The sequence below is a fragment of the Labilithrix sp. genome, assembly GCA_019637155.1.
Lineage (GTDB): Bacteria > Myxococcota_A > Polyangia > Polyangiales > Polyangiaceae > Labilithrix.
Genome location: JAHBWE010000001.1, coordinates 779,503 through 805,696 on the forward strand (window position 1 = coordinate 779,503; position 26,194 = coordinate 805,696).

Below are 26,194 nucleotides of genomic sequence, written 5' to 3' on the forward strand. Positions count from 1 at the left end.
TTCGCGGTTTGGGCTCGCGTGGCGATCCCCCTCCGCCGGGTGTTTCGGGTCGCGTTCGTCGTCGCGAGGCGGCCGGTGCTCGTGCGCGCCGGGGCGACGATCGCGGCGATCCTGTTGCCCGCTGCGATCGTGTTCTCGCCGCAGGGGTTGAGCGCGCGCGATCTCGTGCGCTCGATGGCGGCGTCGTGGCCGCTTCGTGCCGTCGTCTGGGCCGGGTGGCTCGCGCTCTCCGCGCACGCCGCGAACGCCGCGCTCACGGCGCCCGGGATGAGCGTCCTTCGCGTCGCGCGCGCGCGGCGCGGGCACGTCGTCGCCGCGTTGCTCGTGCTCGCGAGCGTCGTGCAAGCGCCGTGGGCGGTGCTGTGGCTGCGCGGCGCGGGGCCCGGCGCCGCCTTCGCCGCCGTCACCCACGCGATCGCGCTCGCCGCGAGCATCTTCGCGCTGACACGACGGCGCGAGCTCGCGACCGGCGGCATCCTCGTCGCCGCCGCAACCTCCGCGCTGCTGGGTCCGCTCGCGGGGTCGTCGCTCGCGGCGTTCGTGGGGGCGGGGTTTTCGCCGTTGGTCGGGGCGTTGCTTGCGGCGAGCGGGATGGGGCGTGCGTGGAGGGTGGCGGCGGAGAGGAGCGCGGAGGGGGCCGCGGGGATGGCGCTGCCGCGCGCCGGTGTGCTCGTCGTGGTTCATCTCCTGCGGCTCGTGCGGGCGGAGCGGTTTCGGGGGCTGCTCGCGACGATGATCGCGAGCCTCGGCGCCTCGGGGCTCCTCACGCTGCGCTCCGACCCGACGCCGCGACCGGTCGGGCGCGCGCTCGCGATCATGGCGGTGCCGCTCGTGCTCGCCGCCTCGCTCTTCGTCGCGCCGCTCCTCGATCTCGAGCGCCGCCTCATGCCGTGGCTCCGCTCTCTCCGCGTGCGGCGATGGATGATCGTCGCCTCCTTCTTCGCCGCCCTCGCGACTCCCACCTCCGCGTTCGCCGCGACCGCCGGCGTCGCGGCCGGCCTCGTCTCCCCCGCGCCGTGCCTCGCGCTCGGCGGCGCGCTCGGCGCGTGGGCGATCGTGCTGAGCAGCGTCGTCGGCGCGTGGGGCCGACGCCATACGTCGTCGTTCGCGGTCGGCGTCGCCGCGATCGCGATCGCCGCCGCCGTCGCCGCGATGGTGATCGCATGAGCACGAGCATGAGCGCGAACACGGACACGAACACGCCGCTCGTCTCCGTTCGCGGCGTTCGCAAGGCGCTCGGCGGGCGGATGGTCCTTCGCGGCATGGACCTCACCGTCGCTCGCGGCGAACGGGTCGTGCTCGTCGGGGCGAACGGCTGCGGGAAGTCGACGCTGCTTCACGTCGTCGCGGGCGTGCTCGACGCGGACGCAGGCACGGTGCAGCTCGCGCCGGACGTCGCGATCGGCTTCGCGCCGGAGAAGCCGGACCTGCCGGAGCACCTCTCCGTCGGTGAGTGGCTCGATGCCGTCGCGGCGCTCAAAGGCGTTCGCGCCGGGGTGGCTCCGTTCGGCGTCGACGAGCTTCGCCGCCGCAAGACGACCGCGCTCTCGCTCGGTCAGAAGCAGCGCGTCGCGCTCGCGACGGCGTGGCTCGGCGCGCCCGAGCTCCTCGTCCTCGACGAACCGACCAACGCGCTCGACGCGACGACCCGCGACGACGTGCTCGCGCGCATCGCCGCCGCGACCGCGCTCGTCGCGACCCACGATCGCGAGCTCGCCGACCGCGTCGCGACGCGCATCGTCGAGCTCGGCTGACGCGCGCTCGCGCCGCGCGCGCGCTCGCTACTTCTTCCCTTCCTTGCCGGGCTCTACCAGCTCGACCTCCCAGTCGACCTGCGTGTCGCTGCCGGCCCACGGCGGGAACTGGAGGCCCGTGAACGATCGCTCGATGCACGTGCCGACTGGCTTGCCCGCGTACGGTTGTGGGACGGTGACGCCCTTCGAGCGGCCGTTCGAACCGAGCATGACCTGGATCGTGACGTTGCCCCAAGGGCCGACCGCCTTGCCGTTCTCGTCCTTCGCCTGGCCGCAGTTGTCCTTCACCTGACGCGCCGCGCGCTTGAGCGCGACCTCGGTGCCTTCCTTGTCGTACTGATCCGTGCGCCGCGAGGGCTGCTCGTTCGGCGCGATGCCGCCGGCCGGTCGGGGCGGGCGGTTCTTGTCCTCCGCCTGCTGCGCCACCGTCGACGACGAGCTGTCCCATTTCGGTGTCTCGTCGCCCACCGACGACTTCTCGTCGCTCGGGTCCTTCGCCTCCTCCTTCTTGCCCCCGCACGCGGCGAGCCCGATGACCGTGACAACCCCGCACAAGAAAAGACGGCCCATGTGCGGGAGTATACCGGCCCGGGTCGGCCGGGCCCAAATCGCGGCGCCCGCGCGATCAGGCCATCTTCAAGGCGCGCCACGTGCGCTCCGCCGCCTCGCGCGCCTTCGGGCCGCCGTCGGCGCGGAGCGGGCGGAGGAAGGAGTGCGCGAGACGCTCGTCCGTCTCCCGCTTCGGGCCCGCGAGCGCGCGCAGCGTCGCGGCGTCCATCGCCGTCGTCGCGGCGAGCAAGCAGAGGCCCGCCATGCGCTTCGGGTTGTCCTCCTTCACGAGGCGCCGCGCCTGCTCCTCCACGCCGGGGAACGCGGCGCCGTAGCGGACGAGCGCGTCCGCGGCCGCGATCACGACCGCGTCGTCGTCGAGCTGCTCGAAGAGGAAGCTCGCCGCCGCGTTCGCCTCCGCTGCCCCCGCCGTCGCGCCGCAACGCGCGATCGGGCGCGCGGCGAGGCGCGCGGCGCGATCGTCGGCCTCCGCGACCTCGATCAGCGACGGGAGGATCTCCGGCCACGGCGCCGCGCCGATCGCGACGATCGCGTCCGCCTGCGCGTCGTCGTCGGAGAGGAGATAGACGAGCACGCTCCGGCCCTCCGCCGTCTTCGTCTCGCGCAGCGCCCGCGCGAGCGCGGACTTCACCGCGTACGAGCGCTCCTCCGCGATGCGGATCAACGTGCTCCGCGCGACCTCGCCGCGCAGCATCGAGAGCGTCAGCGCCGCGCGCCCGAGCACCGCCGCGTGCGCGGTGGTGGGGCCGCGATGCTCGTCCGCGTGCGCGAGCGCGTCCGCCGTGCGCCGCGCGATCACCGCGATCTCGTTCGCGAGCGTGAACCGCTCGTGATCGGCCAGCGCCTCGCACGCGTCGAGGGCGGTCTTGCGGCGCGCCGCGTCTTCTCCGAGGAGCGCGTCGATCACTTTCGCAGGTCCGGCGCGTCGTCGTTGGCAGGAGCGGGAGCGGGCGCGGGCGCGGGCGCCGGCGCGGCCGGGCCCGGCGCGGGAGCCGGCGGTCGCTTCACCGGCGGCGGTCGCTTGATCGGCGGCTTTACGGCGTGCGAGGCCGTCGCGCTCACGACCGGCTCGGCGGAGGGGACCTCCGAAGGCGGCGGCGCGGGAGCCTCGACCGAGACCGAAGCCGAAGCCGAAGCCGACGCCGAGACGTCGGGCGCCGGCTCGCTCGTCTGCGCCGGCGCCGGCGGCGTCATCGCCGGTCGCCACTTGCCGCGCAGCCCGTACGCCGCGCCGCCGGCGAGCCCCACCGCGAGCAGCGCGAGCACAAGGGCGCGGCCGCGTCGCTTCGGCGGCACCGAGGGATGGAGCTCGCCCTGCGTGATCGCGGGCAGCGACTTGCCGGTGAACGCGCCGGGATGCTGCGAGATGCGGACCGTACCCGCCGCCGGCGGCATCGAGATCGGCGGCGCCGGGATCGAGGGCGGCGCGGGCGCGGACGAAGAGGGCGGCGGCGGACGGGTGGAGATCGCGATCACGCGATCGGCCGGGCGGAGCGGCTGCGAGGTCGTGAACGGATCGAGCGCCTTCGCGAGCGCGGCGACGTCGGCGTAGCGCTTGTCCGGATCCTTCTCGAGGCAGCGCTCGATGATCGACGCGAGCGCCTCGGGCACCTCCGGCTTGAGGCGGCGCACCGGCGCCGGGTCGTCGACGAGCACGCGCGCGCAGAGCTGCGCCATCGTCTCCCCGTCGAACGGCGTGCGCCCCGTCACGAGGCGATAGAGGATCGCGCCGAGCGCCCAGACGTCGGCGCGCACGTCGACCTCGCGCGCGCTGCGGAGCTGCTCCGGCGCCATGTAGAGCGGCGAGCCCATCACGTCGCGCGTCTTCGTGAGGGAGAGGTCCTCGCGCTCGTCGGGCAGCTTGGAGATCCCGAAGTCGAGGACCTTCACCGTCGTCGAGCCGTCGACCTTGTTCGCGACGAACAGGTTGTGAGGCTTGAGGTCGCGATGGATGATCCCGAGCGCGTGCGCCTCGGCGATCGCCTCGCACGCCTGGAGGACGTAGTCGACCGCGAGGTCGGGCGCGATCGGTCCTCCGTCCTCGATGACCTGATCGAGGTCGCGACCGTCGAGCAGCTCCATCACCATGTACGGCGAGCCGTTCGGGACGCGGCCGACGTCGATGACGCGCGCGACGTGCTCGCTCCGCAGCATCGCCGCCGCCCGCGCCTCGCGCTCGAACCGCGCGACCACGGTCGCGTCGCCGAGCACGGTCGGGAGGAGCAGCTTCACCGCGACGGGCTGCCGGAGCATGAGGTGCAGCGCACCGACCACGAGGCCCATCCCGCCATGCCCCAGCACGCGCTCGATCTGGTACTTGCCGTCGAGGACGTCGCCCGCGCGGAGGCCCGCCGCCTCGAGCGCTCTGCGATCGGCGAGTGGAAGCGTCGCCGTGATGTTCTCCGGAGCGGACGACATCCGGAGCCGATGATAGCGCATGTGCTACCGTCCGCCCGTGGCCGGCGTGAACGAGACGGGATGGATCCTCTTGAAACGAGGCACGTTTCTGGCCCTCGTCGCGGGCCTCGCCTGCTCGTCCGACCCGACGCCCCCGCCGCCCCCGCCGCCCGACGCCGGGCCGGCCGGCGAGGACGCCGCGGCGCCGGACGCCGGTGACGCCGAGGCAACGTGCCAGGACGACGACGGCTTCCTCCCGAGCTGCGACGGGATCGACGGGCTCGCGGAGCGCCAGTGCGATCGCGCCACCTGCGAGCGCTACCTCCGCCGGATGAAGACGCGCATCGCGCGGCGCGCCATCGCGTGCTTGCGGCGCCACATCCCCGCCGGCGACAGCTGCCGTCCGTGCGCGGGGGAAGCGCTCGCGACCTCGTGCGACGATCCGATCGCGGTCGGCGCGTGCGAGCAGCTCGCCGAGACGTGCCCCACGCGCTCGGTGGAGGAGTGCGCGGTGCTGATGGCGGGCCTCTCGTTCGGAGGCCGCCTCAACTTCGTGGCGTGCACGACGGAGCAGAGCTGCCTCCACGACATGCCCTCGTGCCTGCCGTAGCTCACTTCGGCAGGACGATATGGAAGACCGCCGCGCGGCTCGAGACGATGATGCTCGTCGGACCGATCGCGATCCCCGTCACGTGGTCGAAGCTCCCCGGGAGCGCGTCGATGCGCGTGAGGTGCTCGCCCGGGGTGCCGGCGAGCGTCGTCGTCGTGCTCCCTCGCAGCCGCCGCACCGTCGAGCCGTCCCACTCGCCGAGCACGGCGTCTCCGGTCGCGCCGTCGATCGCGAGCGTCCACGGATCGTTGAGGAGCGCGGCGGTCCCGTCCTGATGACCGCGCTCCCACGCCGCGCCGAACGGCGTCGAGAGCACGCCGGCCGGGCTGATACGACGGACGATCTGCGCTTCGTACTCGCTCACGAGGACGCTCCCGTCGGGCTCGACGACGATGCCGCCCGGCGTGGAGAGGGTCCCCGTCCCGAGCGGACCGTCGTTGGCGCCGCTCGTCCCCGCCTTCCCGGCGAACGTCGAGACGATCCCGCCCGGCGTGATCTTGCGGACGAGGTGGTTCTCCGTGTCGGCGACGAAGACGTTGCCGGCGCCGTCGATCGCGACGCCGCTCGGGTTGTCGAAGCGCGCCGTCGCCGCCGGCCCGTTCGTCGCGCCCGCAGTCCAAGGGATCCCCGCGATCGTCGTCGCGATCCCGGCGGGGGTGACCTTGCGGATCGTGTGGCTCCCGTAGTCCGCGACGTACACGTCGCCGTTGCGGCGGTCGACGGCCGGGTTGCACGGGCTCGCGAAGTGCGCCGCGGATCCGGCGCCGTCGTCGTGGCCCCAGTCCCACGTGTCCTTGCCCGCGAGCGTGCTCACGTCGCCGAGGGGCGAGACCTTGCGGATCGCGCCGACGTCCCCGACGAACACGTTCCCTTCGGCGTCGGCCGCGATCCCGCAGATGTCGCGGAACGAGGCGCGCGCGCCGGTGCCGTTCTTGCCGCCGAGCAAGAGGGGGCCGGCGAACGTCGACACCGTGCCGTTCGTGCTCAAGCGGCGCACGGCGTGGCCGATCCAGTCCGTGACGAACACGTCGCCGTTCGGGCCGCGCGCGAGGCGCGCCGGCTCCGTGAAGCGCGCGTCGTCGAAGGCGCCGTCGTCGGTGCCGCGGGAGGAGCCCGCGAGCGTCGTCACGACGCCCTCCGTCGTGACGCGACGGATGCGATGGTTGTACGTGTCGGCGACGTAGAGGACGCCGTTCGACGCGACCGTCACGCCGCACAGCGACTTGAAGCGCGCGTCGGCGCCGGTGCCGTCGTCGTCGTCCTCTTCTCCGGCGAGGCCGGCGAGGGTGGAGACCACCCCCTCGCTCGTGATCTTGCGGACGGTCGCCTGCTCCTCCACGACGTAGATGTCCGTCCCGGACGTGACCAGGCCGCACGGCCAGCCGAACCGCGCGTCCACGGTACCATCGGTTGCCCCGTCTTCACCGGCTTTCCCGGCAATGGTGCTCGTCGCCCCGTTGGGCTTGATGCGCCGGACGGTGTGGTTCCCGTTGTCGGTGACGTAGAGGTCGCCGTTCGCGTCGATCGTCACGTCGCTGGGGTAGCGGAAGCGCGCCGCCGTCGCCGCTCCGTCGGCGCTGCCGGGCGTGCCGTGTCGACCCGCGAAGACGGAGACCTCGCCCGCCGGGGTCACCTTGCGGATCGTATGGTCCTCGTGATCGGCGACGTACACGTTCCCCGCGGCGTCGACGGCGAGGCCCGCGGGCGAGCGGAAGCGCGCCGTCTTGCCGTCGCCGTCGGCGCTGCCCGCCGTCCCGTCGCCGGCGAGGGTCGTCACTTGTCCGCCCGGCGTGATCTTCCGGATGACGCGGTTGCCCCATTCGCTCACGTAGACGTTGCCGTCGCCGTCGACGGCGATGCCGTCGGGACCGCGAAAGCGCGCGTCGGCTCCGGTCGCGTCGACGTGGCCGTCGGTCTGTCCCGCGAGGAGCACGATGCCCGGCGTCACCGTGATCGTGGCGGTCGCGGTCGCGCCTCCGGCGCCGGTCGCGACGACGTGAAAGGTGCCGGCCGCGTACGGCGCGCGGTAACGCCCGTTCGCGTCGACCGTCCCGCCGCCGGGCTCGGTGACGGCCCACGCCGTCGCCGCGGGCGTCGCCGTGAGCTGGAGCTCCGCGCCCGGCGCGAGCGTGCTCTCGGCTGGCGCGACGGCGATCGAGCCCGAAGCATCCGGCGCCCCGCTGTCGGCGCCGTCGCCGCCCTCCGCCGTGACGTTGCCCCCGTCGGGGACGCCGCTCCCGCCTCCCGTGAAGCCGTCGAACGAGGTCGTGAGCGAGCAACCCGAGACGACGCCGAGCACGAGAGCCGTGCGCCACGTTCGTGCTACGACCCTCATCGATCCACGGAGCGTAGCAGGTCGTCGACCCCGACCGGTAGTATGCTTCCTCCGATGAGCATCCTCGGCTTCTTTCGCTCGAGCGAGGACAAACGCGGCCTCGTGCTCCTCCGCACCGTCCGCGAGCACATGCCCGACGCCGCCGACGAGGACGTGAAGATCGTCGCGTCCATCGTCGGGCTCCTCGGGCAAGTGGCGGTCGTCGATCGACCGTACCTCCCGGTCGAGGAGGCGCGCATCCGCGCCGTGCTCGAGGACGTCCGCGGCGTCGGCCGCGCCGGTGTGGACGCGATCGTGGCGACGCTCCGCGCGTCGATCGTGAACATCGCGGAGCTGGAGGCGCGCGAGTACGCGCGCTTCCTCCGTGAGCTCGCGGATCGGGACCTGCGGCTGCACGTGCTCGACCTCCTCCTCGACGTGGCCGCGGCGGACGAGCGCGTCAGCGTCGCGGAGGTGAACCACCTCCGCCGCTTGACCGACGTCCTCGGCCTCACGCAAGACGACTACGTCGCCTCGCAGGCGCGCCATCGCGACAAGCTGGTGGGGCTGTCGTAGCTATTTCGCGACGCGATAGATGAAGCGCCCGACCGTCGCGTTGAGGAAGGCGCTGAAGTAGAGGAAGGGGCCGTCGCTCTTGATCGACTCGATCGTGGGGATCCCCTCGACCACGACCTCGGGCGGTCCCTCGCAGCCGGTCTGCGGGCAGCGCAGGATCGACGTCTCCGCGCTGGACGCGGCCCAGTAGACGTATTCGTCGTCGGTCGCGAGGGCCTTCGGCGCGACGAGGTTCGTCGCGATCGCGACGCGCGGCGCGAGGGTCCCGTCGGCGTTGACCTCCGAGCGCCAGACGTTCGCCGAATCGGTGTAAAATACATTGTTTCCCGCCGCCGCGATCGCGCACTGGTCCTCGACGTTCGCCGCGATGCGCCCTTGCTCCGTCGCGCGATAGAGCCACACGCGGTCGCCGGGCGCGTCGGAGAGATACGCGCCGCCGGAGGCCGACGCGAACGCGCTCGGGCACAGCGCGCGCTCGACGCGGGTGTCGGTCGAGAGCGGGATCGCGCCGCCGTACTTCTCCACCGTCGCGTCGGTGAAGTTGACCCAGACGTACGGGTAGGTCGGGTGCACCGGCGCGACGTGCACGACGGGGCCGGTGCGCTTGCCGGCGGCGCTCAGGATCTCGGGGCCGTCGGCCGGGCAGCCGGTCGCGGAGCAGACGCGTACGCCGTCGTCGCCGGACCAGACGACGTGCTGCGCGTTCGCGATCATCGCGCGCGGGCTCGCGCCGACGAGCGCCTTCTCCGCGATGCGGACCGCGTCTCCGCTCGTGTCGACGCGCACGATCTCGTCGTTCACGATCGCGAACAGCCGCCCGTCGGACACGGCGTAGACGTGCGGCCCGACGCTGACGCCGAGCGGGACGCACTTGCCGCGTTCGCAGCGCGTGCCGCGGCAGCTGTGGTTGCAGCGGCCGCAGTGGCTCGGATCCACGACGAGGTTCGCCCCGCCGCAGGCGGAGTTGTCCTCCGTCACGACCGGCTGTTCGTTCCCGCCGCCGTCCTCGTAGGGGAGCGGATCGCCGAGCCCGAGCACCGCGCGGCACGAGACGAGGACGGCCGGGACGAGGCTCGCCGCGAGCGCGCGCCGCCACATCAGAACGTCCATCCCGGCGCCCGCAGCGCGGTGGGGGCGCGCGCGCCGCGCGGCGCGGTGAGGTAGAGGACGACGCCGCCGATGAGCAGCGCGCCGCCGGCGATGAGCGCGATCGTCGCGACGTCGGCGCTCTGGCGCGCGGAGTCGTAGCTCGCGAGCCCCGCCGGGCCGCAGCGCGTCTCGTCGGCGTTGCAGTCCGACTTCGCGTCGTCGTGCTTCGACGTCGCGCGGAACGCGAAGAACCCTCCCGCGCCGAGCCCGGCGACGCCGGCGACGGCGAGCACCGCGCCGATCGTCCGCTGCGTCCCGCCCGCGCGCTCCGGCGCGCCGCGATCCGGCGGCGGCGGCTCCACCGGCGCCGCTGCCTTCGGCAACGGCGGCACCTCGATCGCGAGCGCGCCGCTCTTCGGCGGGGCGGTCACGCGCGTGCTCCACGCCTCGTGCCCCGGGGCGTGCGCCTCGATCACGTGGTCTCCGCCGTCGATCGGGACCTTCACGCCCCACTCCGCGCGGCTCACCGGCTGCCCGTCGCGCGTGACCTCGAGCCCGCTCACGCGCGTGCGCGCAGGGACGAGCACGGTCAAGGTGGTGAGGAGCGGCGCGAGCGCGGCGGCTTTGTCCTTGCCCTTCTTGACCCACTCCTGGCGGCCGGAGCGATCCGCGTCGGCGGCGGCCTCGGTGTAGGTGACCCACGCGCTCGCGAGCTGCTCGTTCTTCTCGTAGCAGAGGGCGAGGTTGAGGAGCGTGCCGGCGCCGGGATCGAGCCGGTTCGACTCCGCGAACTTCGGGCACGCCTCGGGGTACGAGCCGGCCTGCATGAGGCGGCGGCCCTCCTCGAACAGCGTCTGCGCGGTGGCCTGGTCGCGCGGGGTCGCCTGCGCGCCCGCCGGCGCGGCGGCGAGGAGCGTGAGAGCGAAGGCGGAGACCGAGAGCCCGGAGCGGTTCATAGATCGGTGATCTTGTAGTCCTTGATCTTGTAGAGCAGCGCGCGGTGGCTGATCTCTAGCAGCTCCGCGGCGCGGGTGCGGTTGCCGCGCGTCTTCTGGAGCGCGCGGCGGATGAGGATCTCCTCGATCGCGGCGGTCGTCTTCTTCACCGAGAGCTCTCCCGTCGCGAGCTGGACCTGCACCGGATCGAGCGCCTCGCGCAGGCGCTCCGGGAGATCGCCCGCGTCGATGACGTCGCCGTCGCACAGCACCATCGCGCGCTCGATCGTGTTCTCGAGCTCGCGGACGTTCCCGGGCCACGCGTACTCGAGGAGGAGCTTCCGCGCGTCGCCGGTGAGGGCGCGGATGCTCGTCCCCAATCGCGCGTTGTTGCGGACGAGGAAGTGGTCAATCAGGAGATTGATGTCTTCCCGCCGCGCGCGGAGCGGGGGGATCGTAATCGGCAATACGTTGACTCGGTAATAGAGGTCTTCGCGGAAGCGGCCCGCCTTCGCCTCCGCCGCGAGGTCGCGGTGCGTCGCGGTGATGATGCGGACGTCGACCTTCACGTCCTTCGTGTCGCCGAGGCGCCGGATCGTCTCCTCCTGCAGCACGCGGAGGAGCTTCACCTGGAGGTTGAGCGGGAGCTCACCGATCTCGTCGAGGAAGAGCGTCCCGCCGTCGGCCTCCTCGAAGAGGCCGCGGCGATCGGAGTGGGCGTCGGTGAAGGCGCCCTTCTTGTGGCCGAAGAGCTCGCTCTCGAGGAGGTTCTCCGGGATCGCGCCGCAGTTGATCGGGACGAAGGGGTGGTTCTTGCGGCTCGATCGCAAATGCACCGCGCGCGCGACGAGCTCCTTGCCGACGCCGCTCTCGCCCTGGATGAGGACCGTCGTCTTGAAGTCGGCGATCTTCGTGATCGTGCGGAAGATCTCGCCCATCGCGTGGCTCTTCGCGAGGATCGACTCGAACTGGCTCTCCTTCTGGATCTGCTCCTTGAGCGCGCGGTTCTCGCGCCGGAGCGACTCGCGCTCCTCCGCCTTGCGGAGGACGAGGACGATCTCGTCGGGCTTGAACGGCTTGCCGACGTAGTCGTACGCGCCCGCCTTCATCGCCTCGAGCGCGAGGTCGACGCTGCCGTACGCGCTCATCACCACGACGGTGGCGGGGTTCTGCTTCGCCTTCAGCGTGGCGAGGAGGTCGAGGCCGTTCATCTTCGGCATCCGCACGTCGGTGAGGATGAAGTCGGGCCCGAACGAGTCGACGAGCGCGAGCGCAGACTCGCCGCTGTCTGCGACCTCCACGTCGTACCCGTGGCGTTTCAGCAGTGTCTTGAGGACGAGGCGGATGTTCTCTTCGTCGTCGACGACCAGGACGCGGCGCATCGGTCCTCCGCAAAGTTTGCAGAGGCATCCTAGCAGTTTCTTCGCGCGGCGGTGGCCGCGTTCCGCCGCACCTCGCAATCCTTGCACGGACGGACGCGCCGCCGGTCCCGGCCTTGCTTTCCCTCGGGCATGCGGTTCCTCGTTCCGGTCGGCATCGTGATCGCGCTCCTCGTCGTCGGGGTGGGCTTCATCGTCGGCGGCGCGGAGGACGAGCCGGTCGGCGTCACCGCGACGACCGGCGCCTCGGTGGAGGTGGAGGACGAGAGGCAGGAGCGCTTCGCCGCGTTCGTCCTCGACGACGCGCAGGCGACCTGGCGGATGCTCTTCGCCCGCGCGGGCAAGCGCTACGAGGACGCGAAGCTCGTCCTCTACCGCGACGAGACGGAGGCCGCGTGCGGCTTCGGCAAGGTCGCGACGGGCCCGTTCTACTGCCCGACCGACGATCGGGTGTCGGTCGATCTCTCCTTCCACGAGGAGCTCGCGCGGCCGGCGCAGGCCTACGTCCTCGCGCACGAGATCGGCCACCACGTGCAGGACCTCCTCGGCGCGACCGCGACGGTGAAGATCTTCCGCCGCTCCCAGCGCGAGGGTGAGCCGGGCGCGAACGTGCGCCTCGAGCTCCAGGCCGACTGCTACGCCGGGGTGTGGGCGCACACGACGCAGAAGCGCGGCCTCCTCGAGGAAGGTGACGTCGACGAGGCCCTCCGCGCGGCCGCCGCGCTCGGCGCCGACCGCCGGACCGGCGGCCGCGTGTCCCCGGAGACCTTCACCCACGGCACGAGCGACCAGCGCCGGCGCTGGTTCAAGGCCGGCTTCGAGCACGGCGCGGTCGACTCGTGCGACACGTTCTCCGCGAGCGGCCTCTAGCGATGGGATAGGCTCGACGCGTGGACGTCGGCCTCGATCGGTTGTTGGTGGATCCCGGGCTCGCGCGCGGGTTGCGTGGGTCGCGGGTGGGGCTCCTCGCGCACCCGGCGTCGGTGACGCGGCGGCTCGTGCACGCGGTGGAGGTGCTGAAGAGCATCGGGATCGTGCCCGCGCGGTTGTTCGGGCCCGAGCATGGGTGGGCGGGGCACGCGCAGGACATGGTCGGGGTCGCCGGCGGCGGCGACGTCGTCAGCCTCTACGGCGAGACGTTCGACGATCTCTCGCCGAAGCCGGAGCACCTCGAGGGGCTCGACGTGGTCGTCGTCGATCTCCAGGACGTCGGCGCGCGGTACTACACGTTCGTGTGGACGGTCGTGCTCGTCGCGCGCGCGTGCGCGAAGGCGGGGGTGCGCGTCGTCGTCCTCGATCGGCCGAACCCGATCGGCAGCGTCGTCGAAGGGCGCCTCCCCGAGCCCGGCTTCCTCTCCTTCGTCGGCCTCGAGCCGATCCCGATCCGGCACGGGCTCACCCTCGGCGAGATCGTGATGTGGCGCGGCCGCGTCGATGGCTGGGCGCCGAACGTCGACGTCATCGCGTGCCGCGGCGTCGCGCGCCACACCCACGCGCCGAAGTGGGACCGCCCCTTCGTGCTCCCGTCGCCGAACATGCCGACGTACGACACCGCGCTCGTGTACCCCGGCGGATGCCTGCTCGAAGGGACGAACCTCTCCGACGGACGCGGCACCACGAAGCCGTTCGAGATCACCGGCGCGCCGTGGATCGACGGCGCCGAGCTCGCGCGCGCGCTCGCGGAGACGGGGCTCCCCGGCTTCATCGCGCGGCCGCTCTCCTTCGAGCCGACGTTCCACAAACACGCCAAGCAGGCGTGCGGCGGCGTCCAGATCCACGTCACCGACGAGGAGGTGTTCCGCCCCGTCGCCACCTACGTCGCGCTCGTCGCGCTCGCGCACCACGCCGCGCCGGACCACTTCCGCTTCCGCACCGAGGAGTACGAGTACGTCGACGACAAGCCGGCGTTCGACATCCTCACCGGCTCCGCGATCGCGCGCGAGCGCATCCTCGCCGGCGACGACGCGCGCGAGATCGCCGAGCACGTGAGCCACGTCGGCGCGGAGGAGCGCGCGATCGTCGAGGCGGCGCGTGCTTAGGGAGAAGGTCCGCTCCTTCCTCGGCTTCCCGCCGCGGCCGGACGTGCCCGGCCCCAACTCCATCGTCCTCTGCGCCGACGCGATGGTGCGGCGGCCGCTCGAGTTCCTCACCGAGATCTCGAAGGAGCACGGCGACGTCGTCCGCTTCCCGCTCCTCCAGAACGAGGTCTTCCTCTTCAACCACCCCGACGCGATCGAGGAGCTCGTCGTCGCGCGCAAGGACCTCCTCGTCAAGGACTGGCTCACGCGCGAGCTCGGCGTCATCGTCGGAAAGGGCCTCCTCCTCAGCGAGGGCGCGCTCTGGAAGAAGCAGCGGCGGCTCGTCCAGCCCGGCTTCCACCGCGAGCGCATCGCGGCGTACGCCGACGTGATGGTGCGCTACGCCGAGCGCGCGACGGAGGAGTGGACCGACGGCGAGACGCGCGACGTCCACGTCGACCTGATGCGGCTCACCCTCGACATCGTCGCGAAGACGCTCTTCGGCGTGGAGGTGACCGCGGTCGCGCGGCGCGTCGAGCGCTGCCTCGAGGTGCTCGCCGAGCGCTTCTCCGGCATCAGCGCGATCATTCCGCTCTCCGTCCCGATCCCCCAGAACTTCCGCACGAAGAAGGCGATCGCCGAGCTCGACGAGATCATCTACGGGATCATCCGCGAGCGGCGCGCGCGCACCGACGGGGGCGACCTCGTCTCGATGCTGATCGACGCGAGCGAGGGCGAGGACAGCGTGATGGACGACCGCCAGCTCCGCGACGAGGCGATCACGCTCCTCCTCGCCGGACACGAGACGACGGCGCTCTCGCTCGGCTACGCGCTCCACCTCCTCGGCCGGCACCCGCTCGCGCTCGCGAAGCTCCGGAACGAGGTCGCGAGCGTGCTCGGCGACCGGCCCGCGACCGCGGCCGACGTCTCCGCGCTCAAGTACACCGACGCCGTCATCCGCGAGTCGATGCGCCTCTACCCGCCGGCGTGGGCGATCGGGCGCGAGGCGACCCAGCCGCTCAGCGTCGCGGGGATCGACGTCGAGAAGGGCGCGCAGCTGTGGGCGGCGCAGTGGGTCGTCCACCGCGATCCGCGCTGGTTCCCCGAGCCCGAGCGCTTCGACCCCGAGCGCTGGCTGACGGGGCCGGCGGTGCCGAAGCACGCGTATTTCCCGTTCGGCGGGGGCCCGCGCGTCTGCATCGGCAACGCCTTCGCGACGATGGAGATGGTGCTCGTCCTCGTGACGATCGCGCGCCGCTTCGACCTGTCGCCCGAGGCCGAGCCGAAGCTCGTGCCGTCGGTGACGCTCCGGCCGAAGGGCGGCCTCCCGATGCAGGTCCGGAGGCGGAGCGATACGATCGCGACGTGATCCCGCGCGCCGCGCGCGCCGCCACGATGCGCTGGGTCCACCACGTAGCCTCGTCGGCGTTCGCGATGTTCGCGCTTCAATCGGCAACGCAGAGGGACACCGAGCCACCATCTATCGTGTCGAACCCCCCGGGCCGAAGAGCGCAGTCGCTGTACGCTCGCACAGCTTCATGAGTGCCGGCGGGACAGGCGCTTCTTCGCACCACCGTCGCGGTCACGCCTTCGCGAAGCAGAGACTCTGCAGCACCCGACATTCAGCGCCGCAAACGTTGTTGAACGCGTCGGTTCGATTTTCATATCCGGGAGGGCAGCTCTAGCCCGGTTGCCTCTCTCTCCTATTCGGCATGAGAGCAGGGCTTCTTCCCCATTGCTGCCGGATGAGGAGCTCGATGATGACGCCGCGCCTGACGAAGAGGTGCTACTCGCCGTGTCCACGGACGGAGAGCCGCTCGAGCTAGGATTGTTCGTTTCGGGGCGCGCCGCGCCGTCAATGTCGAGCACGTAATCATCAAAGCGGGAAGGGTCGCACGCCATGAACGCTCGCAATCCGACTACGCTGATCGCAAAGTACGCCAGCGAAGCAGGTCCTCTCATGGCGCAAGCTCCCACTTGATTCCCTGCGTGGTGTCCTTCGCGCGGACGAAGGAGAGCCCGAAGAGAATCCTCGGGCGACAAGCTCCCCTCCACAATCCGCTGAGTTTCGCGCCATGAGGCGTGGCCTTGCAAGCACCTTGCACAAGAGGCCACGTCGGGCCACGCGTCCACATGTACTTGAGCTGGTCGGAAGGGGCGGAATCCATCGCCCTCCGCGCAGGAACTTCGTGTCCAGTCTGCGAGCTCTCCTCGCTGCAGCGGTGGTTGCGAAGTGGAGGGGGTCGGTGAGCGCAGCCACCCCGCTGAAGTTCGCGTAGGGCTGGCGAGAAGCGAAGTGGAGGGGGTCGGTGAGCGCAGCCACGCCGCTGAAGTTCGCGTTGAGGACGCGCGATGCGAAGTGGAGGGGGTCGGTGAGCGCAGCCACCCCGCTGAAGTTCGCGTTGAGGACGCGCGATGCGAAGTGGAGGGGGTCGGTGAGCGCAGCCACGCCGCTGAAGTTCGCGTTGAGGACGCGCGATGCGAAGTGGAGGGGGTCGGTGAGCGCAGCCACCCCGCTGGAGTTCGCGTTGAGGACGCGCGATGCGAAGTGGAGGGGGTCGGTGAGCGCAGCCACCCCGCTGGAGTTCGCGTAGGGGTCGCGCGGGGGCGCGCGATGTGAGTGGCGTGCAGCCGCTTCGCTGACGTTGCGTCCGAACTATCGGGCGTCTTGTGGAAGTGAATGGTGATACTGCGCAACTTCGCGGGGGGGAGGGACGACTGCGGGCGTAATGCCTGTCTCCGACTCGAGGTCCGTGGCTCGTGCTCTGGCACCCCTTGGGTTTCACGTGGTGATGCGGCTCATGGACGGCCGGCCCATCGCCACCACACGGGCGGCGGTGCGCACCGTCTCGCGCGTGGTGCTCTCGCAAGGGGAGGACCGAGGGCTGCTCGCACACGGTCTGGCGGACGATCACTTGCACGCCGTCCTCGCCGCGAGCCGGCCGGCGGTCGGGGACTTCGCTCGGTATGTCGAGATCGCGCTCGGCCGATTGCTCGGGCTCGGCTCGCGGTTTCAGAGCGCTCACATCGTGCCGCTGCAGAACCAAGACCACGCGCTCCGGACCTTCCACTACGTGCAGCGACAGGACGCGCGTCACGGGCTTGACCGCGATCCGATGCGCGAAGGGACCAGCCTCCCAGACATGCTCGCGATCCGCCTGGTTGGGAGCTCGATCGCGGAGCGCGTTCGTGAGCACCTGCCGCGACTGCGCCCGGAGCACCTCATGCAGCACTTCCCGGCGGGAGCCTTCGTGGAGCGGCCGATCGATCTGCGTGTGCTTGCAGACGCTGCAGCGGCCGTCTTCGCATTGCCTGACCTTCGAGGACGTGGAGACGAGCTCGCGCGGGCACGCCGCGCTGCCGTCCACGTCGCGGGCAAGGAGGTGCCGACCCGGGCCCTCAGCGAGGTGCTCGAGATCGGGGCTCGGGCCGTGCAGATGCTGCGCGCGCTGCCGCCCGAGCTGGTGGTCGTGCGCGCCGTGAAGCTGCAGGCGCTCCTGCGAACGCAGGCGAAGAAGCTGAATGAGGTCGGCTAACGAAACGTCATCGTCACCGTCATCGCAGTGAACGACCGCACGCGCGAGGATTGCGAGCCGCTGCCGCGAGGCGCCTCACGACGTCGCGCCGCGGTCGAGACTGATCGCGAGGCGCCTTACGACGTCGCGCCGCAGTCGAGACTGATCGCGAGGCGACTCGAGACGGTCGCGCGGCGACTCGAGATGGTCGCGCGGCACTCGAGACGGTCGCGAGGCGACTCGAGACGGTCGCGTCACACGGTCGTTACGATCGCGAGGCGACTCAGCTCGGGTGCGCGACGGTCGTGACGACCGCGGAGGCGTGCGTCTTCACGCCGGCGACGGCGAGGGCGGCGTGGAGGATCTCGTCCTCCGAGACGAGGACGAGGTTCGCGGCGTCGGCGAGCGGGATGAACGAGTCGGCCGAGGCGACGCGCGCGAACGGCTTCGCGCGGAGGGCGGGGTTCTCCGCGACGAGCGCCGCGATCGCCTCCCCGACGTTGCCGGACTTGCGGCACTCGTCGACGACGAGGATCGACGCCGCCTCCCGCGCGTAGGTCTCGATCGCCTCCGCCGGCAGCGGCGCGAGCCAGCGCAGATCGATGATCGTCGCTTGCACGTTCTCTGCCGCGAGCTTCTTCGCGACGCGGAGCGACATCGGCACGCCGTTGCCGTAGGTGAAGACGACGAGGTCGCGCGCCTCGCCGTTGTAGACGCCGACCTCGCCGACGTCGATCGCCTCGCCCTGCGGCGGGAGCGGGAACATCCAGCCGTTGTCGCCCGCGGCGTGGAGGTCCTTCGTGTGGTAGAGCGCGATCGGCTCGACGATGACCGCGACGCGGCCGTCGACCTTCGCCGCCGCCACGAGCGTGCGCATCATCTTCACCGCGTCGTCGCCGCGGCTCGGCACCGCGAGGAGGACGCCGGGGATGTCGCGCAGCACCGCGAGCGAGTCGTCGTTGTGGAAGTGGCCGCCGAAGCCCTTCTGGTAGCCGAGGCCCGCGATGCGCACGACCATCGGGTTCTTGAGCTGCGCGCGCGAGAAGAAGGAGAGGGTGGCCGCCTCGCCGCGGAGCTGATCCTCTGCATTATGCAAGTAAGCGAGGAACTGGATCTCGGGGACGGGGAGGAGGCCGACCTGGCCCGCGCCGATCGCGACGCCGAGGATCGTCTGCTCGTCGAGGAGGGTGTTGAACACGCGCCCGGGGCCGAACTGCTTCCACAGCCCGACCGTGACGCCGTAGACGCCGCCCTTCTCCGCGACGTCCTCGCCGAACATGATCATCTCGCCGTACTTGCGCATCAGGTCGCCGAGGCCGGCCTTGATCGAGTGGGCGAGCGTCTTCGGTTTGTCCGCGTCCGCCGGCATCGGCGCGTAGCCGGCGCGCTTCGCCTCCGCCAGCACCGCGCTCTGGTGCGACGGCGCGATCGACTCCATGACCGCGGCGCGGGTGGTGAGCTTCGGGCGCTTCACCGCCTCGGCGGAGAGGCGCTTCACCATCTCGAGCGCGCGGTCGACCTCCTCCACGAGCTCGGCGCCGGTGAGGACGCCCGCGTCGAGGAGCGACTGCGCGGCGACGAGTACGGGATCGTTGTCCTCCGCGCGCGCGATGTCGTCCTTCGAGCGGTACTCGCCGTCGGCGTCGCTGCCGGCGTGGCCCCACACGCGCTCGGTCGCGAGGTGGAGGAACACGGGCTTCCGCTTCTCGCGGCAGAAGTCGACCGCCTGCTTCGTCTTCGTGTACGCGTCGGAGAGGTCGCGGCCGTCGGCGAAGACGTACGTGAGCGCCGGCATCGCCTTCATCCGCGCCTCGACCCAGCCGTTCGGCGTGCGCACGGAGACGCCGATGCCGTTGTCCTCGCAGACGAAGATCACGGGGACCGGCACCTTCTGGTACGCCGCCCACGACGCCGCGTTGATCGCGCCCTGCGCGGTGGAGTGGTTCAGCGACGCGTCGCCGAAGGAGCAGAGCACGATCGAGTCGCGCGCCGTCGGCATCGCGCCGGCGGACGTGCCGCCGTCGACACCGAGCTTCTTCATGCGATCGATCGCGAGCGCCATCCCGACCGCCTTCGGGAGGTGGGAGGAGATCGTGCTCGTCTGCGGAGGGATCCCCCACGGCACGCTGCCGAACACCTTGTGGCGGCCGCCCGAGATCGGATCGTCCGCCGACGCGGCGAGCGAGAGGAGGAGCTCGAGCACGCCCGCGCGCTCCTCGGCCCCGTTCGACGCCGCCCGCGCGCGCGCGAGGAAGAACGCGCCGGAGCGGTAGTGGAGGAGCGCCGGGTCGGTCGCGCGCGTCAGCGCCCCGAGCGCGACGTTGCCCTCGTGGCCCGCGCTGCAGATCGTGTAGTAACCCTGGTTCTTCGCGCGGAGCTCGTGCGCCTCGACGTCCGTCAGGCGGCAGAAGAGCTGCGAGAGGAAGAGGTCTTTCGCAACACCTTGGTCGATCGTCAGCCGCGGCGCTTCGATGCGAGCACCGTTGGCGAGAGAGCGGATGCGTTCGACGGAGCGCCGCGCACGGAGAAGAGGCATGGCGCCTCTTTATCATGCCTGCGTGCCAGGGCTATGCTGCCCGGCGATGTCCGAGACGGGAGATCCCGCGCTCATCGGCCGCCGCGTGGCCGCGAAGTTCCTCGTCGAGAAGTTCCTCGGCGGCGGGGCGATGGGCGCCGTCTACCGCGCGAAGGACACCACCCTCGATCGCAACATCGCGCTCAAGGTGATGCACCCCTCGGTCGCGGTCGACCCGAGCTTCGTGAAGCGCTTCCACCGCGAGGCGCGCGCGGCGAGCCGCATCGACCACGCGAACGCGATGCGCGTCATCGAGTTCGGAGAGGAGCCGGACGGCCTCCTCTACATCGCGATGGAGTTCCTCGAGGGCCGCGACCTCTACAAGGTCATCCACGAGGACTGGCCGCTCCCGGAGGCGCGCATCGCCGACATCATGATGAAGGGCCTCGCCGCGATGCAGGTCGCCCACGACATGGGCGTCATCCACCGCGACCTGAAGCCCGAGAACATCATGATCCTCGATCGCAAGGACGACGAGGGGCAGGACATCGTGAAGGTCTGCGACTTCGGGATCGCGAAGATCACCGAGAGCGACGACGAGAAGTCGCGCGCGGGGACGGGCGCGAAGCTCACGACCTCGGGCCTCGTCGTCGGGACGCCCGAGTACATGTCGCCGGAGCAGGCCCGCGGCGAGAAGCTCGACCCGCGCTCCGACCTCTACTCGATGGGCGTCATCCTCTATCAGCTCCTCACCGGGCGGACGCCGTTCCTCGCCGAGACCGCGCTCGCGGTCGTGCTGAAGCACATCACCGAGGTCCCGGAGCCGCCGTCGGTCCACTACCCGGGCGTGCACAAGGGCCTCGAGCAGATCTGCGTCCGCGCGCTCGCGAAGGCGAAGGAGGAGCGCTTCCAGTCGGCGCGTGACATGCGCTCCGCGGTGCGCGCCGCGATCGAAGGGCGGCCGCTCCCGGTCGACATGCACGCGGCGACGGAGGCGACGCTGCCGATGCCCGCGCAGCCCGGCGCGACGTCGACCGGCCCGAACCCGGCGCCGATCTCGCAGCCGATGCGGTCGGCGCAACCCGCGCAGCCGATGAAGGGCGCGCCCGGCACGAGCAAGATCACGCCGCTCGGCACCGCGGTCGCGGCCGAGCCGCCGCCTCCGTCGCGTGTCCCGCTCTACGCGGGCGTCGCGGTCGGCGCGATCGCGGTCGGCGCCGCGCTCTTCGCGTTCGTCGTGAAGCCCGCGATGTCGAAGCCGCCGCCGGCGACGACGAATACGACGACGACGCCGGTGGTCCCCACGCCGGCGAGCAAGAGCGCGGAGCCGAGCGCCCACCCGATCGCGCCCGAGCCGCCGGCGTCGGCGTCGGCCTCCGCGTCGCCCGCGTCTTCGCAGGAGCACGCGAGCACGAACACGAACGCGAACGTGACGCTCCCGCCGAAGACGCCGGTCAAGACGACGTCGGGCGGCGCGCCTGCGCCGGCCCCCGAGCCGGCCCCCGAGCCCGCGCCCGCTCCTGCGCCTGCGCCTGCGCCGGCCCCCGAGCCTGCCCCTGCGCCTCTGCCCGTCGCGCCGCCTCCCGCACCGGCGCCCGCGCCCGCGCCGGCGGCGCCCGTGTTCAACGCTTCGCTCTGCAAGGCGGCGGTCGGCGCGAAGAAGGCGACGTCGGGCTACAACGCGAAGGACCTCACGTTGAACGGGGCGGACGCCGCGTGGACGTCGTGCGCGCGGAGCGGCTTCAAGGAGAAGCCGGCCGCTCCGATCAGCGCGACCGTGCACCTCCGCTTCTCGGACACGAAGGCGTTCCGCGGCGCGACGTGCAACGGCTGCCCCCCTGCCGTCGCGCAGTGCGTGAACGCGGCGGCGCCGCGCGTCGCGTCGGTGAGCTTCCGCGGCGGCGACGTCACGGGCGATCCGGAGTTCGACGTTCCGGTGACATTCAGCTGCGATTGAAGTAAAGCGGGCACGCCATGAAGGGTGGGCAGCTGGCGATCGTCATCGCGTTCCTCGCGCTCGGCTCCTGCAAGGAGCTCGATCCCGAGACGGGGGACCTCCGCGCTACGTGCAGCGACGCCGACTCGAACCCCGCCGTCGCGGTCGACTTCGCGCGCGACATCCGCCCGCTCATCGACGGCGACGTCGACGGCACGCGGGGCTGCATCGGCTGTCACTCCTCGACGAGCGGCAGCATGGAAGGCTTCGTCGCGACGGGCCTCGATCTCTCGAAGCTCCAGGCGCTCCGCCAGGGCGGACGTTCCACTCCCCCGAACCTGATCGTGGTGCCGGGGAAGCCGTGCGACTCCGCGATCGTCCAGAAGCTCGAAGGCACGTTCACCGGCGCCCGCATGCCGCGCGGCGGACCGTTCTGGGACGCGACGAAGATCCAGCTCGTCCGCGATTGGATCGCGGAGGGAGCGGCAGGAGCCGACGAATGATGCGCCGCACGCTCACGGCCTTGGCCTTCGCGCTCGCTGCCTTCTCGTGCAGCGGCGCGCGCAGCGAGGGGCTCGACACGAGCAAGATCCCCGACGATCTGCGCTCCGACTACCAGCTCTTCACGACGAAGTGCTCGAAGTGCCACTCGCTCGCGCGCCCGCTCTCGTCGAACATCACCGACGACGACCAGTGGGTCATGTACGTGAACCGCATGCGCCGCCAGCCGGGCAGCGGCATCTCGTACGACGATCAGGCGCACATCCTTCGCTTCCTCAAGTGGTACGCCGCCGACCTGCGGCGCATCCAGGAGGAGAAGCGAAGCGGCGGCGCGCCCTCGGCTTCGGCTTCGGCTTCGGCCTCTGCCTCTGCCCCTGCCCCTGCTTCTGCTCCTGCGTCGCCTCCGAGCCCGCCGCCCGCGCCTCCGAGCCCGCCCGCCGTCGACGCGCAGGACGGTGGCCCGTGAAGGTCCGTCGTCATCGGAGCACGTTGCTCGTCGCGCTGGCGGCGCTCGTCGCGGCGCTCGTCGCGCTCGTGACGCCGGCGCGCGCGCTCGAGCGCAACTTCGCGGGCTCGGCGCAGCTCGACTACAACTTCGCGCCGACCGCGCGGAACATGAAGACGTTCCCGTCCGCGTTCGACGGCTTCACGATGGAGCTCGCCGGCAAGATCGCGGTCGACTTCTCGGACCACGTCTCCGCGAACATGAAGGTCTGCTACGGCTGCCACGGCTTCGAAGCGGACATGATGTATTTCGACATCCGCGTCGTCGACGAGCTGAACTTCCGCGTCGGCCGCTTCAGCCCGAGCTTCGGCGCGTTCAACCTCCGCCACGATCCGGCGAACCATCGCCTCAGCGACAAGCCGCTCCCTTACGACATGGGCCGCATGCTCCGCCTCCGGCAGTGGAACATGAGCGTGTTGCCGAGCCCGTTCCCGGACAACGGCGTCGAGATCGACGGCACGAAGTTCATCGGCGAGTCGGCGCAGCTCGACTACGCGGTCTACGCCGTGAGCGGCTTCAAGGCCGACCTCCGCCCCACCGACATCAACTTCCAGCTCTCGCGGAGCCCGCAGAACTACTACGTCGACAACAACGCGCGCCCCACCGTCGGCGCCCGCGTCGCGTTGACGTACAAGCTCGGCGACGCAGGCGACGTCACCGCCGGCGTGAGCGGGATGGGCGGCACGTACGATCCCGAGAACCACGAGACCTACTACATCGGCGGCGCCGACCTCTCCCTCCGCTACGACCGCACGAACATACGGCTCGAGTACCTCGCGCGCCGCACGACCTTCGACATCAGCGACAAGAGCGTCTTCAAGTACGACGTCGCCCCGAACCGCGGGAGCTTCTTCCTGAAGCACGGCGCCTACGCGGAGGTGGAGCAGGGCCTGACGCCCGACCTCGACCTCATCGCGCGCGTCGACGGCATGCAGCGCCTCGGCAACATCCCCGCCGGCAGCGAGCTCGGCCGCCGCGCGAGCGTCGTCCGCTACACGCTCGGCAGCGCCTACGCGATCGAGCGCGGCCTCCGCGTGAAGTTCTCGACCGAGCTGTGGCAGTTCTCGGACAAGGACCTCTCGAACGGCCGCCGGATCGAGCTCTCGATCCACGCGGCCCTCGCCGGTTCGTTCTGACTACGCGGTCGCGCGCTTCTCGTTGTCGGATGGCGGCGGCGGGAGGCCGTTGACGCTGCGTGCCTTGTCGGCCTGGTCCGCGGCGGCGACGAGCTTCCGGATCTCGGCCTCCTTCTCGTCCTCCGCCTCCTCGCGCAGCGCGCGCTCGATCTCTCGCTCGTTGAAGAGGCGGATCGTCGCGTGTGTGCTCCCGAACGGGAGCGCCGCGTACAGGATCTCGACGTCGAGCTTGTGCGTCCGCCGGAGCACCTCGTTCCGGAGCGCGCGCGCCATGCGGTAGTGGCACGCGGCCTCTTCTTCTTCGTCCGCCCAGCCGTCCTTCGTCGCGTTGGCCGCGCCGATGCACCCGCGCCGGAAGGCGGGCATGAAGAGCGCCTTGTACGCGCCGCAGTCCTGGTGCTCGATGATGATGAGGCGCTTCACCTTGTGGAGCGCGACGGCGAGGTCGACGTGATCCCAGAACGCCTGGTTCCAGTGCGGCTTCAGCGGGGAGACGGCGCCGAGCGCGGCGCCCGCCATCGCGACGTGATCGTAGAGGTCCTTCAGACCCGCGCCGGCCGACGGCTTCGTGCCGTTGTGCTCGCGCGGCGCGGCGTATTGCGTCGTACCGAGGTATTCAGCGACCTCATCCATCTGCCGGAGATCCATGCAGGTGAGGACGAGCGCTTCACCTTCGTACGCCTTCATTCCCATCGTCTTCATCGTTCCTATGGTTCCCATTGCTGCAGATGCTCGCATATTTCTCGCCGATCGAGCGCAAGCGTAGAGGGTGTGCTTTCATCTGGGAATGCGATGGGCCGCGTGGATCGCGCTGGTCGTACTCTCCCCCGGATGCGGGTCGTCCGACGACACCGTCGCTCCCGCCGACGGCGGTGACGCGGGCGGAAGCAGCGGAAGCAGCGGCTCGTCGCCTCCGCCCGGCGGTCCGACCGACGCGGGCTCGCCGTTCGACGGCGCGGTGCCGGAGCTCCCGCCACCGAAGTGCACCCCGCCGATCGCGCTCGCGGACGTGACGAAGCCGACCACCGTCGTCGGCAAGGGGACGCCCGCGTCGTGCACCGAGGCCGAGCTCCGCGCGGCGGTCACCGCCGGCGGCGTCATCACGTTCGACTGTGGCGCGGCGGAGCACACCATCGTCGTGACGAGCCCGCTCGCGGCGCCGACGAACAAGGACACGACGATCGACGGCGGCGGGAAGATCACGCTCAGCGGCGGCGACACGACGCGCATCGTCGAGCTGGTCCACTCGTTCGAGAAGGCCGCGCCGACGCTCACGGTGCAGCGCATCACGCTCACGAAGGGGCGCACCACCGACGTCCCGAACACGACCGCGACGACGAAGGGCGGCGCCGCGATCTACACGCTCGGCGGCAACGTCCACGCGATCGAGGCGAAGCTCGTCGACAACCACGGGCCCCTCACCGGGCAGGACGTCGCCGGCGGCGGCATCTACTCCGTCGGCGCGGGCTCCGTCGTCGTCGTGCGCAGCGTGTTCGCCGGCAACACCTGCTCGAACGGCGGCGCGGTGAGCGTCCTCGGCTCGAACCTCTCGATCGTCGACACCGTCCTCGACGCCAACGCGACGACGGGCCAGGGCGGCAACCCGGGCAACGGCGGCAACGGCGGGGCGTCGACGATGGACGGCCGCGGCAAGACGCTCACGATCTGCGGATCGACGTTCACGAACAACAAGGCGCGCGCGTTCGGCGGCGCGGTGTTCCGCACGTCGTACGAGAACGAGGCGACGACGATCGACAAGAGCGTCTTCGATCGCAACGAGGTCCCGGTCGAGCCGCCGAGCCAGTCCGGCGCGGTCTATCTCCAGGGGACGAAGGTGACGATGACGAACACGTCGCTGACGAACAACCGCGCGCGCTTCGCGGCGGCGATGTCGATCTACGAGCACGGCGGCCCGGCGCCGGGCGTCATCGACATGACGAACGTCACCGTCGCGAACAACACGGTGTGGGAGCGAGACCCGTTCACGGACACGGGCCTCGTCGGCGGCGTGCAGGTCGGCGACCGCGTGACGGGCACGTGGCTCAACGTCACGCTCGTCGGCAACAAGGCCCAGTTCGCCTCCGGCATCGGCGGCGCGAGCACGCGCCTCACGATTCGCAACAGCATCATCGCGAACGAATGGCTCAACGACTACACGCCGCTCAACTGCAACGGCGCATCCGCGAACGGCAGCGACAACCTCCAATGGCCCGCGACCAACAAGGGCAACAACGACCTCGCGTGCGTGACGGCCATCCAGCGCGCCGACCCAAAGATGGGCCCGCTCTCCGGCACCGACATGCTCACGACGACCCCGCAAGCAGGCAGCCCCGCCCTCGGCCTCGGCAAGTCCTGCCCACCGACCGACCAACTCGGCAACCCCCGCAAACCGGAAGGCTGCACCGCCGGCGCGATCGAAGCGCCGTGAGGTTTTTTGCCCAACG

Annotated in this window: 23 protein-coding genes; 14 read left to right on the forward strand and 9 right to left on the reverse strand. The window is 71.3% G+C overall.

What is annotated here, in order from left to right:
* The first annotated feature begins 18 nt into the window (after positions 1 to 18).
* Together KF837_03390 and KF837_03395 are read left to right on the forward strand one after the other, a co-directional pair.
* Positions 19 to 1,167, forward strand: a complete 1,149-nt coding sequence (locus tag KF837_03390; protein ID MBX3226323.1) for a hypothetical protein — start codon at positions 19 to 21, stop codon at positions 1,165 to 1,167.
* Positions 1,164 to 1,754 carry an ABC transporter ATP-binding protein gene (locus tag KF837_03395; GenBank protein ID MBX3226324.1) on the forward strand — a complete coding sequence of 197 codons (591 nt, stop codon included), beginning with the start codon at positions 1,164 to 1,166 and terminating at the stop codon, positions 1,752 to 1,754. Before KF837_03390 ends, KF837_03395 begins: the two co-directional genes overlap by 4 nt.
* 27 nt (positions 1,755 to 1,781) lie before the next feature.
* Here the strand turns inward: KF837_03395 and KF837_03400 are convergent, their stop codons facing one another.
* From KF837_03400 to KF837_03410, 3 genes are read right to left on the reverse strand one after another with little or no spacing between them, the layout of a single operon-like run.
* The gene (locus tag KF837_03400) at positions 1,782 to 2,324 is read right to left on the reverse strand and encodes a hypothetical protein (protein MBX3226325.1); all 543 of its coding nucleotides are present in this window, start codon (positions 2,322 to 2,324) and stop codon (positions 1,782 to 1,784) included.
* A gap of 55 nt (positions 2,325 to 2,379) precedes the next feature.
* Positions 2,380 to 3,231 carry a hypothetical protein gene (locus KF837_03405; GenBank protein ID MBX3226326.1) on the reverse strand — a complete coding sequence of 284 codons (852 nt, stop codon included), beginning with the start codon at positions 3,229 to 3,231 and terminating at the stop codon, positions 2,380 to 2,382.
* Positions 3,228 to 4,742: a serine/threonine protein kinase gene (locus KF837_03410; protein MBX3226327.1), complete on the reverse strand. Its 1,515-nt coding sequence runs from the start codon at positions 4,740 to 4,742 to the stop codon at positions 3,228 to 3,230. The genes KF837_03405 and KF837_03410 overlap by 4 nt, the downstream gene beginning before the upstream one ends.
* Positions 4,743 to 4,779: 37 nt before the next feature.
* Between KF837_03410 and KF837_03415 the strand changes: the two genes are divergently transcribed.
* Positions 4,780 to 5,331, forward strand: a complete 552-nt coding sequence (locus KF837_03415) for a hypothetical protein (GenBank protein ID MBX3226328.1) — start codon at positions 4,780 to 4,782, stop codon at positions 5,329 to 5,331.
* A gap of 1 nt (position 5,332) precedes the next feature.
* Here the strand turns inward: KF837_03415 and KF837_03420 are convergent, their stop codons facing one another.
* Complete coding sequence (locus KF837_03420) at positions 5,333 to 7,666, reverse strand: hypothetical protein (GenBank protein ID MBX3226329.1); 2,334 nt, start codon at positions 7,664 to 7,666, stop codon at positions 5,333 to 5,335.
* A gap of 54 nt (positions 7,667 to 7,720) precedes the next feature.
* On the opposite strand from KF837_03420, the gene KF837_03425 reads away from it, so the two are divergent.
* Positions 7,721 to 8,221 carry a TerB family tellurite resistance protein gene (locus KF837_03425; protein ID MBX3226330.1) on the forward strand — a complete coding sequence of 167 codons (501 nt, stop codon included), beginning with the start codon at positions 7,721 to 7,723 and terminating at the stop codon, positions 8,219 to 8,221.
* Here the strand turns inward: KF837_03425 and KF837_03430 are convergent, their stop codons facing one another.
* The 3 genes from KF837_03430 to KF837_03440 are packed head-to-tail and all read right to left on the reverse strand — an operon-like array spanning position 8,222 to position 11,627.
* On the reverse strand, positions 8,222 to 9,331 hold the full coding sequence (locus KF837_03430; protein MBX3226331.1) for a hypothetical protein: 1,110 nt from the start codon (positions 9,329 to 9,331) through the stop codon (positions 8,222 to 8,224).
* On the reverse strand, positions 9,319 to 10,266 hold the full coding sequence (locus KF837_03435) for a hypothetical protein (protein ID MBX3226332.1): 948 nt from the start codon (positions 10,264 to 10,266) through the stop codon (positions 9,319 to 9,321). The genes KF837_03430 and KF837_03435 overlap by 13 nt, the downstream gene beginning before the upstream one ends.
* Positions 10,263 to 11,627 (reverse strand): sigma-54-dependent Fis family transcriptional regulator, encoded by a 1,365-nt coding sequence (locus KF837_03440; protein ID MBX3226333.1) that lies wholly within the window; start codon positions 11,625 to 11,627, stop codon positions 10,263 to 10,265. Before KF837_03440 ends, KF837_03435 begins: the two co-directional genes overlap by 4 nt.
* A gap of 129 nt (positions 11,628 to 11,756) precedes the next feature.
* Between KF837_03440 and KF837_03445 the strand changes: the two genes are divergently transcribed.
* The 5 genes from KF837_03445 to KF837_03465 all read left to right on the forward strand — a co-directional run bounded on the left by KF837_03445 (position 11,757) and on the right by KF837_03465 (position 17,178).
* A complete protein-coding gene (locus KF837_03445; protein MBX3226334.1) occupies positions 11,757 to 12,494 on the forward strand; it encodes a neutral zinc metallopeptidase in 738 nt (245 codons plus the stop codon).
* A 20-nt stretch (positions 12,495 to 12,514) separates the two neighbouring features.
* On the forward strand, positions 12,515 to 13,663 hold the full coding sequence (locus tag KF837_03450; protein MBX3226335.1) for a DUF1343 domain-containing protein: 1,149 nt from the start codon (positions 12,515 to 12,517) through the stop codon (positions 13,661 to 13,663).
* The gene (locus tag KF837_03455) at positions 13,656 to 15,011 is read left to right on the forward strand and encodes a cytochrome P450 (protein ID MBX3226336.1); all 1,356 of its coding nucleotides are present in this window, start codon (positions 13,656 to 13,658) and stop codon (positions 15,009 to 15,011) included. The genes KF837_03450 and KF837_03455 overlap by 8 nt, the downstream gene beginning before the upstream one ends.
* A gap of 940 nt (positions 15,012 to 15,951) precedes the next feature.
* Positions 15,952 to 16,236: a hypothetical protein gene (locus tag KF837_03460; protein MBX3226337.1), complete on the forward strand. Its 285-nt coding sequence runs from the start codon at positions 15,952 to 15,954 to the stop codon at positions 16,234 to 16,236.
* 192 nt (positions 16,237 to 16,428) lie between these two features.
* Positions 16,429 to 17,178, forward strand: coding sequence for a hypothetical protein (locus KF837_03465; protein ID MBX3226338.1), 750 nt, complete (start codon positions 16,429 to 16,431; stop codon positions 17,176 to 17,178).
* A gap of 262 nt (positions 17,179 to 17,440) precedes the next feature.
* Here KF837_03465 and KF837_03470 read toward each other — a convergent pair whose 3' ends face one another.
* Entirely contained in the window at positions 17,441 to 19,693 is a 2,253-nt protein-coding gene (locus KF837_03470) for a hypothetical protein (GenBank protein MBX3226339.1), read from the reverse strand.
* A 46-nt stretch (positions 19,694 to 19,739) separates the two neighbouring features.
* Here KF837_03470 and KF837_03475 point away from each other — a divergent pair, with 46 nt between their 5' ends.
* The 4 genes from KF837_03475 to KF837_03490 are packed head-to-tail and all read left to right on the forward strand — an operon-like array spanning position 19,740 to position 23,750.
* Positions 19,740 to 21,629 carry a protein kinase gene (locus KF837_03475; GenBank protein MBX3226340.1) on the forward strand — a complete coding sequence of 630 codons (1,890 nt, stop codon included), beginning with the start codon at positions 19,740 to 19,742 and terminating at the stop codon, positions 21,627 to 21,629.
* A gap of 17 nt (positions 21,630 to 21,646) precedes the next feature.
* Positions 21,647 to 22,111 (forward strand): hypothetical protein, encoded by a 465-nt coding sequence (locus KF837_03480; GenBank protein ID MBX3226341.1) that lies wholly within the window; start codon positions 21,647 to 21,649, stop codon positions 22,109 to 22,111.
* Positions 22,108 to 22,575 carry a hypothetical protein gene (locus KF837_03485; protein MBX3226342.1) on the forward strand — a complete coding sequence of 156 codons (468 nt, stop codon included), beginning with the start codon at positions 22,108 to 22,110 and terminating at the stop codon, positions 22,573 to 22,575. The genes KF837_03480 and KF837_03485 overlap by 4 nt, the downstream gene beginning before the upstream one ends.
* The gene (locus KF837_03490; protein ID MBX3226343.1) at positions 22,572 to 23,750 is read left to right on the forward strand and encodes a hypothetical protein; all 1,179 of its coding nucleotides are present in this window, start codon (positions 22,572 to 22,574) and stop codon (positions 23,748 to 23,750) included. Before KF837_03485 ends, KF837_03490 begins: the two co-directional genes overlap by 4 nt.
* Here KF837_03490 and KF837_03495 read toward each other — a convergent pair whose 3' ends face one another.
* Positions 23,751 to 24,452 (reverse strand): hypothetical protein, encoded by a 702-nt coding sequence (locus tag KF837_03495; protein ID MBX3226344.1) that lies wholly within the window; start codon positions 24,450 to 24,452, stop codon positions 23,751 to 23,753. It abuts the gene before it with no gap.
* Positions 24,453 to 24,537: 85 nt separating this feature from the next.
* On the opposite strand from KF837_03495, the gene KF837_03500 reads away from it, so the two are divergent.
* Positions 24,538 to 26,178 carry a hypothetical protein gene (locus KF837_03500; GenBank protein ID MBX3226345.1) on the forward strand — a complete coding sequence of 547 codons (1,641 nt, stop codon included), beginning with the start codon at positions 24,538 to 24,540 and terminating at the stop codon, positions 26,176 to 26,178.
* Positions 26,179 to 26,194: the final 16 nt, after the last annotated feature.

Coding starts and splice junctions, on each gene's coding strand:
- KF837_03435 (MBX3226332.1), bottom strand. CDS start 10,266: ATGAACCGCTCCGGGCTCTCGGTCTCCGCCTTCGCTCTCACGCTCCTC.
- KF837_03480 (MBX3226341.1), top strand. CDS start 21,647: ATGAAGGGTGGGCAGCTGGCGATCGTCATCGCGTTCCTCGCGCTCGGC.
- KF837_03400 (MBX3226325.1), bottom strand. CDS start 2,324: ATGGGCCGTCTTTTCTTGTGCGGGGTTGTCACGGTCATCGGGCTCGCC.
- KF837_03410 (MBX3226327.1), bottom strand. CDS start 4,742: ATGTCGTCCGCTCCGGAGAACATCACGGCGACGCTTCCACTCGCCGAT.
- KF837_03485 (MBX3226342.1), top strand. CDS start 22,108: ATGATGCGCCGCACGCTCACGGCCTTGGCCTTCGCGCTCGCTGCCTTC.
- KF837_03440 (MBX3226333.1), bottom strand. CDS start 11,627: ATGCGCCGCGTCCTGGTCGTCGACGACGAAGAGAACATCCGCCTCGTC.
- KF837_03500 (MBX3226345.1), top strand. CDS start 24,538: ATGCGATGGGCCGCGTGGATCGCGCTGGTCGTACTCTCCCCCGGATGC.
- KF837_03495 (MBX3226344.1), bottom strand. CDS start 24,452: ATGAAGACGATGGGAATGAAGGCGTACGAAGGTGAAGCGCTCGTCCTC.
- KF837_03430 (MBX3226331.1), bottom strand. CDS start 9,331: ATGGACGTTCTGATGTGGCGGCGCGCGCTCGCGGCGAGCCTCGTCCCG.
- KF837_03445 (MBX3226334.1), top strand. CDS start 11,757: ATGCGGTTCCTCGTTCCGGTCGGCATCGTGATCGCGCTCCTCGTCGTC.
- KF837_03420 (MBX3226329.1), bottom strand. CDS start 7,666: ATGAGGGTCGTAGCACGAACGTGGCGCACGGCTCTCGTGCTCGGCGTC.
- KF837_03475 (MBX3226340.1), top strand. CDS start 19,740: ATGTCCGAGACGGGAGATCCCGCGCTCATCGGCCGCCGCGTGGCCGCG.
- KF837_03395 (MBX3226324.1), top strand. CDS start 1,164: ATGAGCACGAGCATGAGCGCGAACACGGACACGAACACGCCGCTCGTC.
- KF837_03470 (MBX3226339.1), bottom strand. CDS start 19,693: ATGCCTCTTCTCCGTGCGCGGCGCTCCGTCGAACGCATCCGCTCTCTC.
- KF837_03425 (MBX3226330.1), top strand. CDS start 7,721: ATGAGCATCCTCGGCTTCTTTCGCTCGAGCGAGGACAAACGCGGCCTC.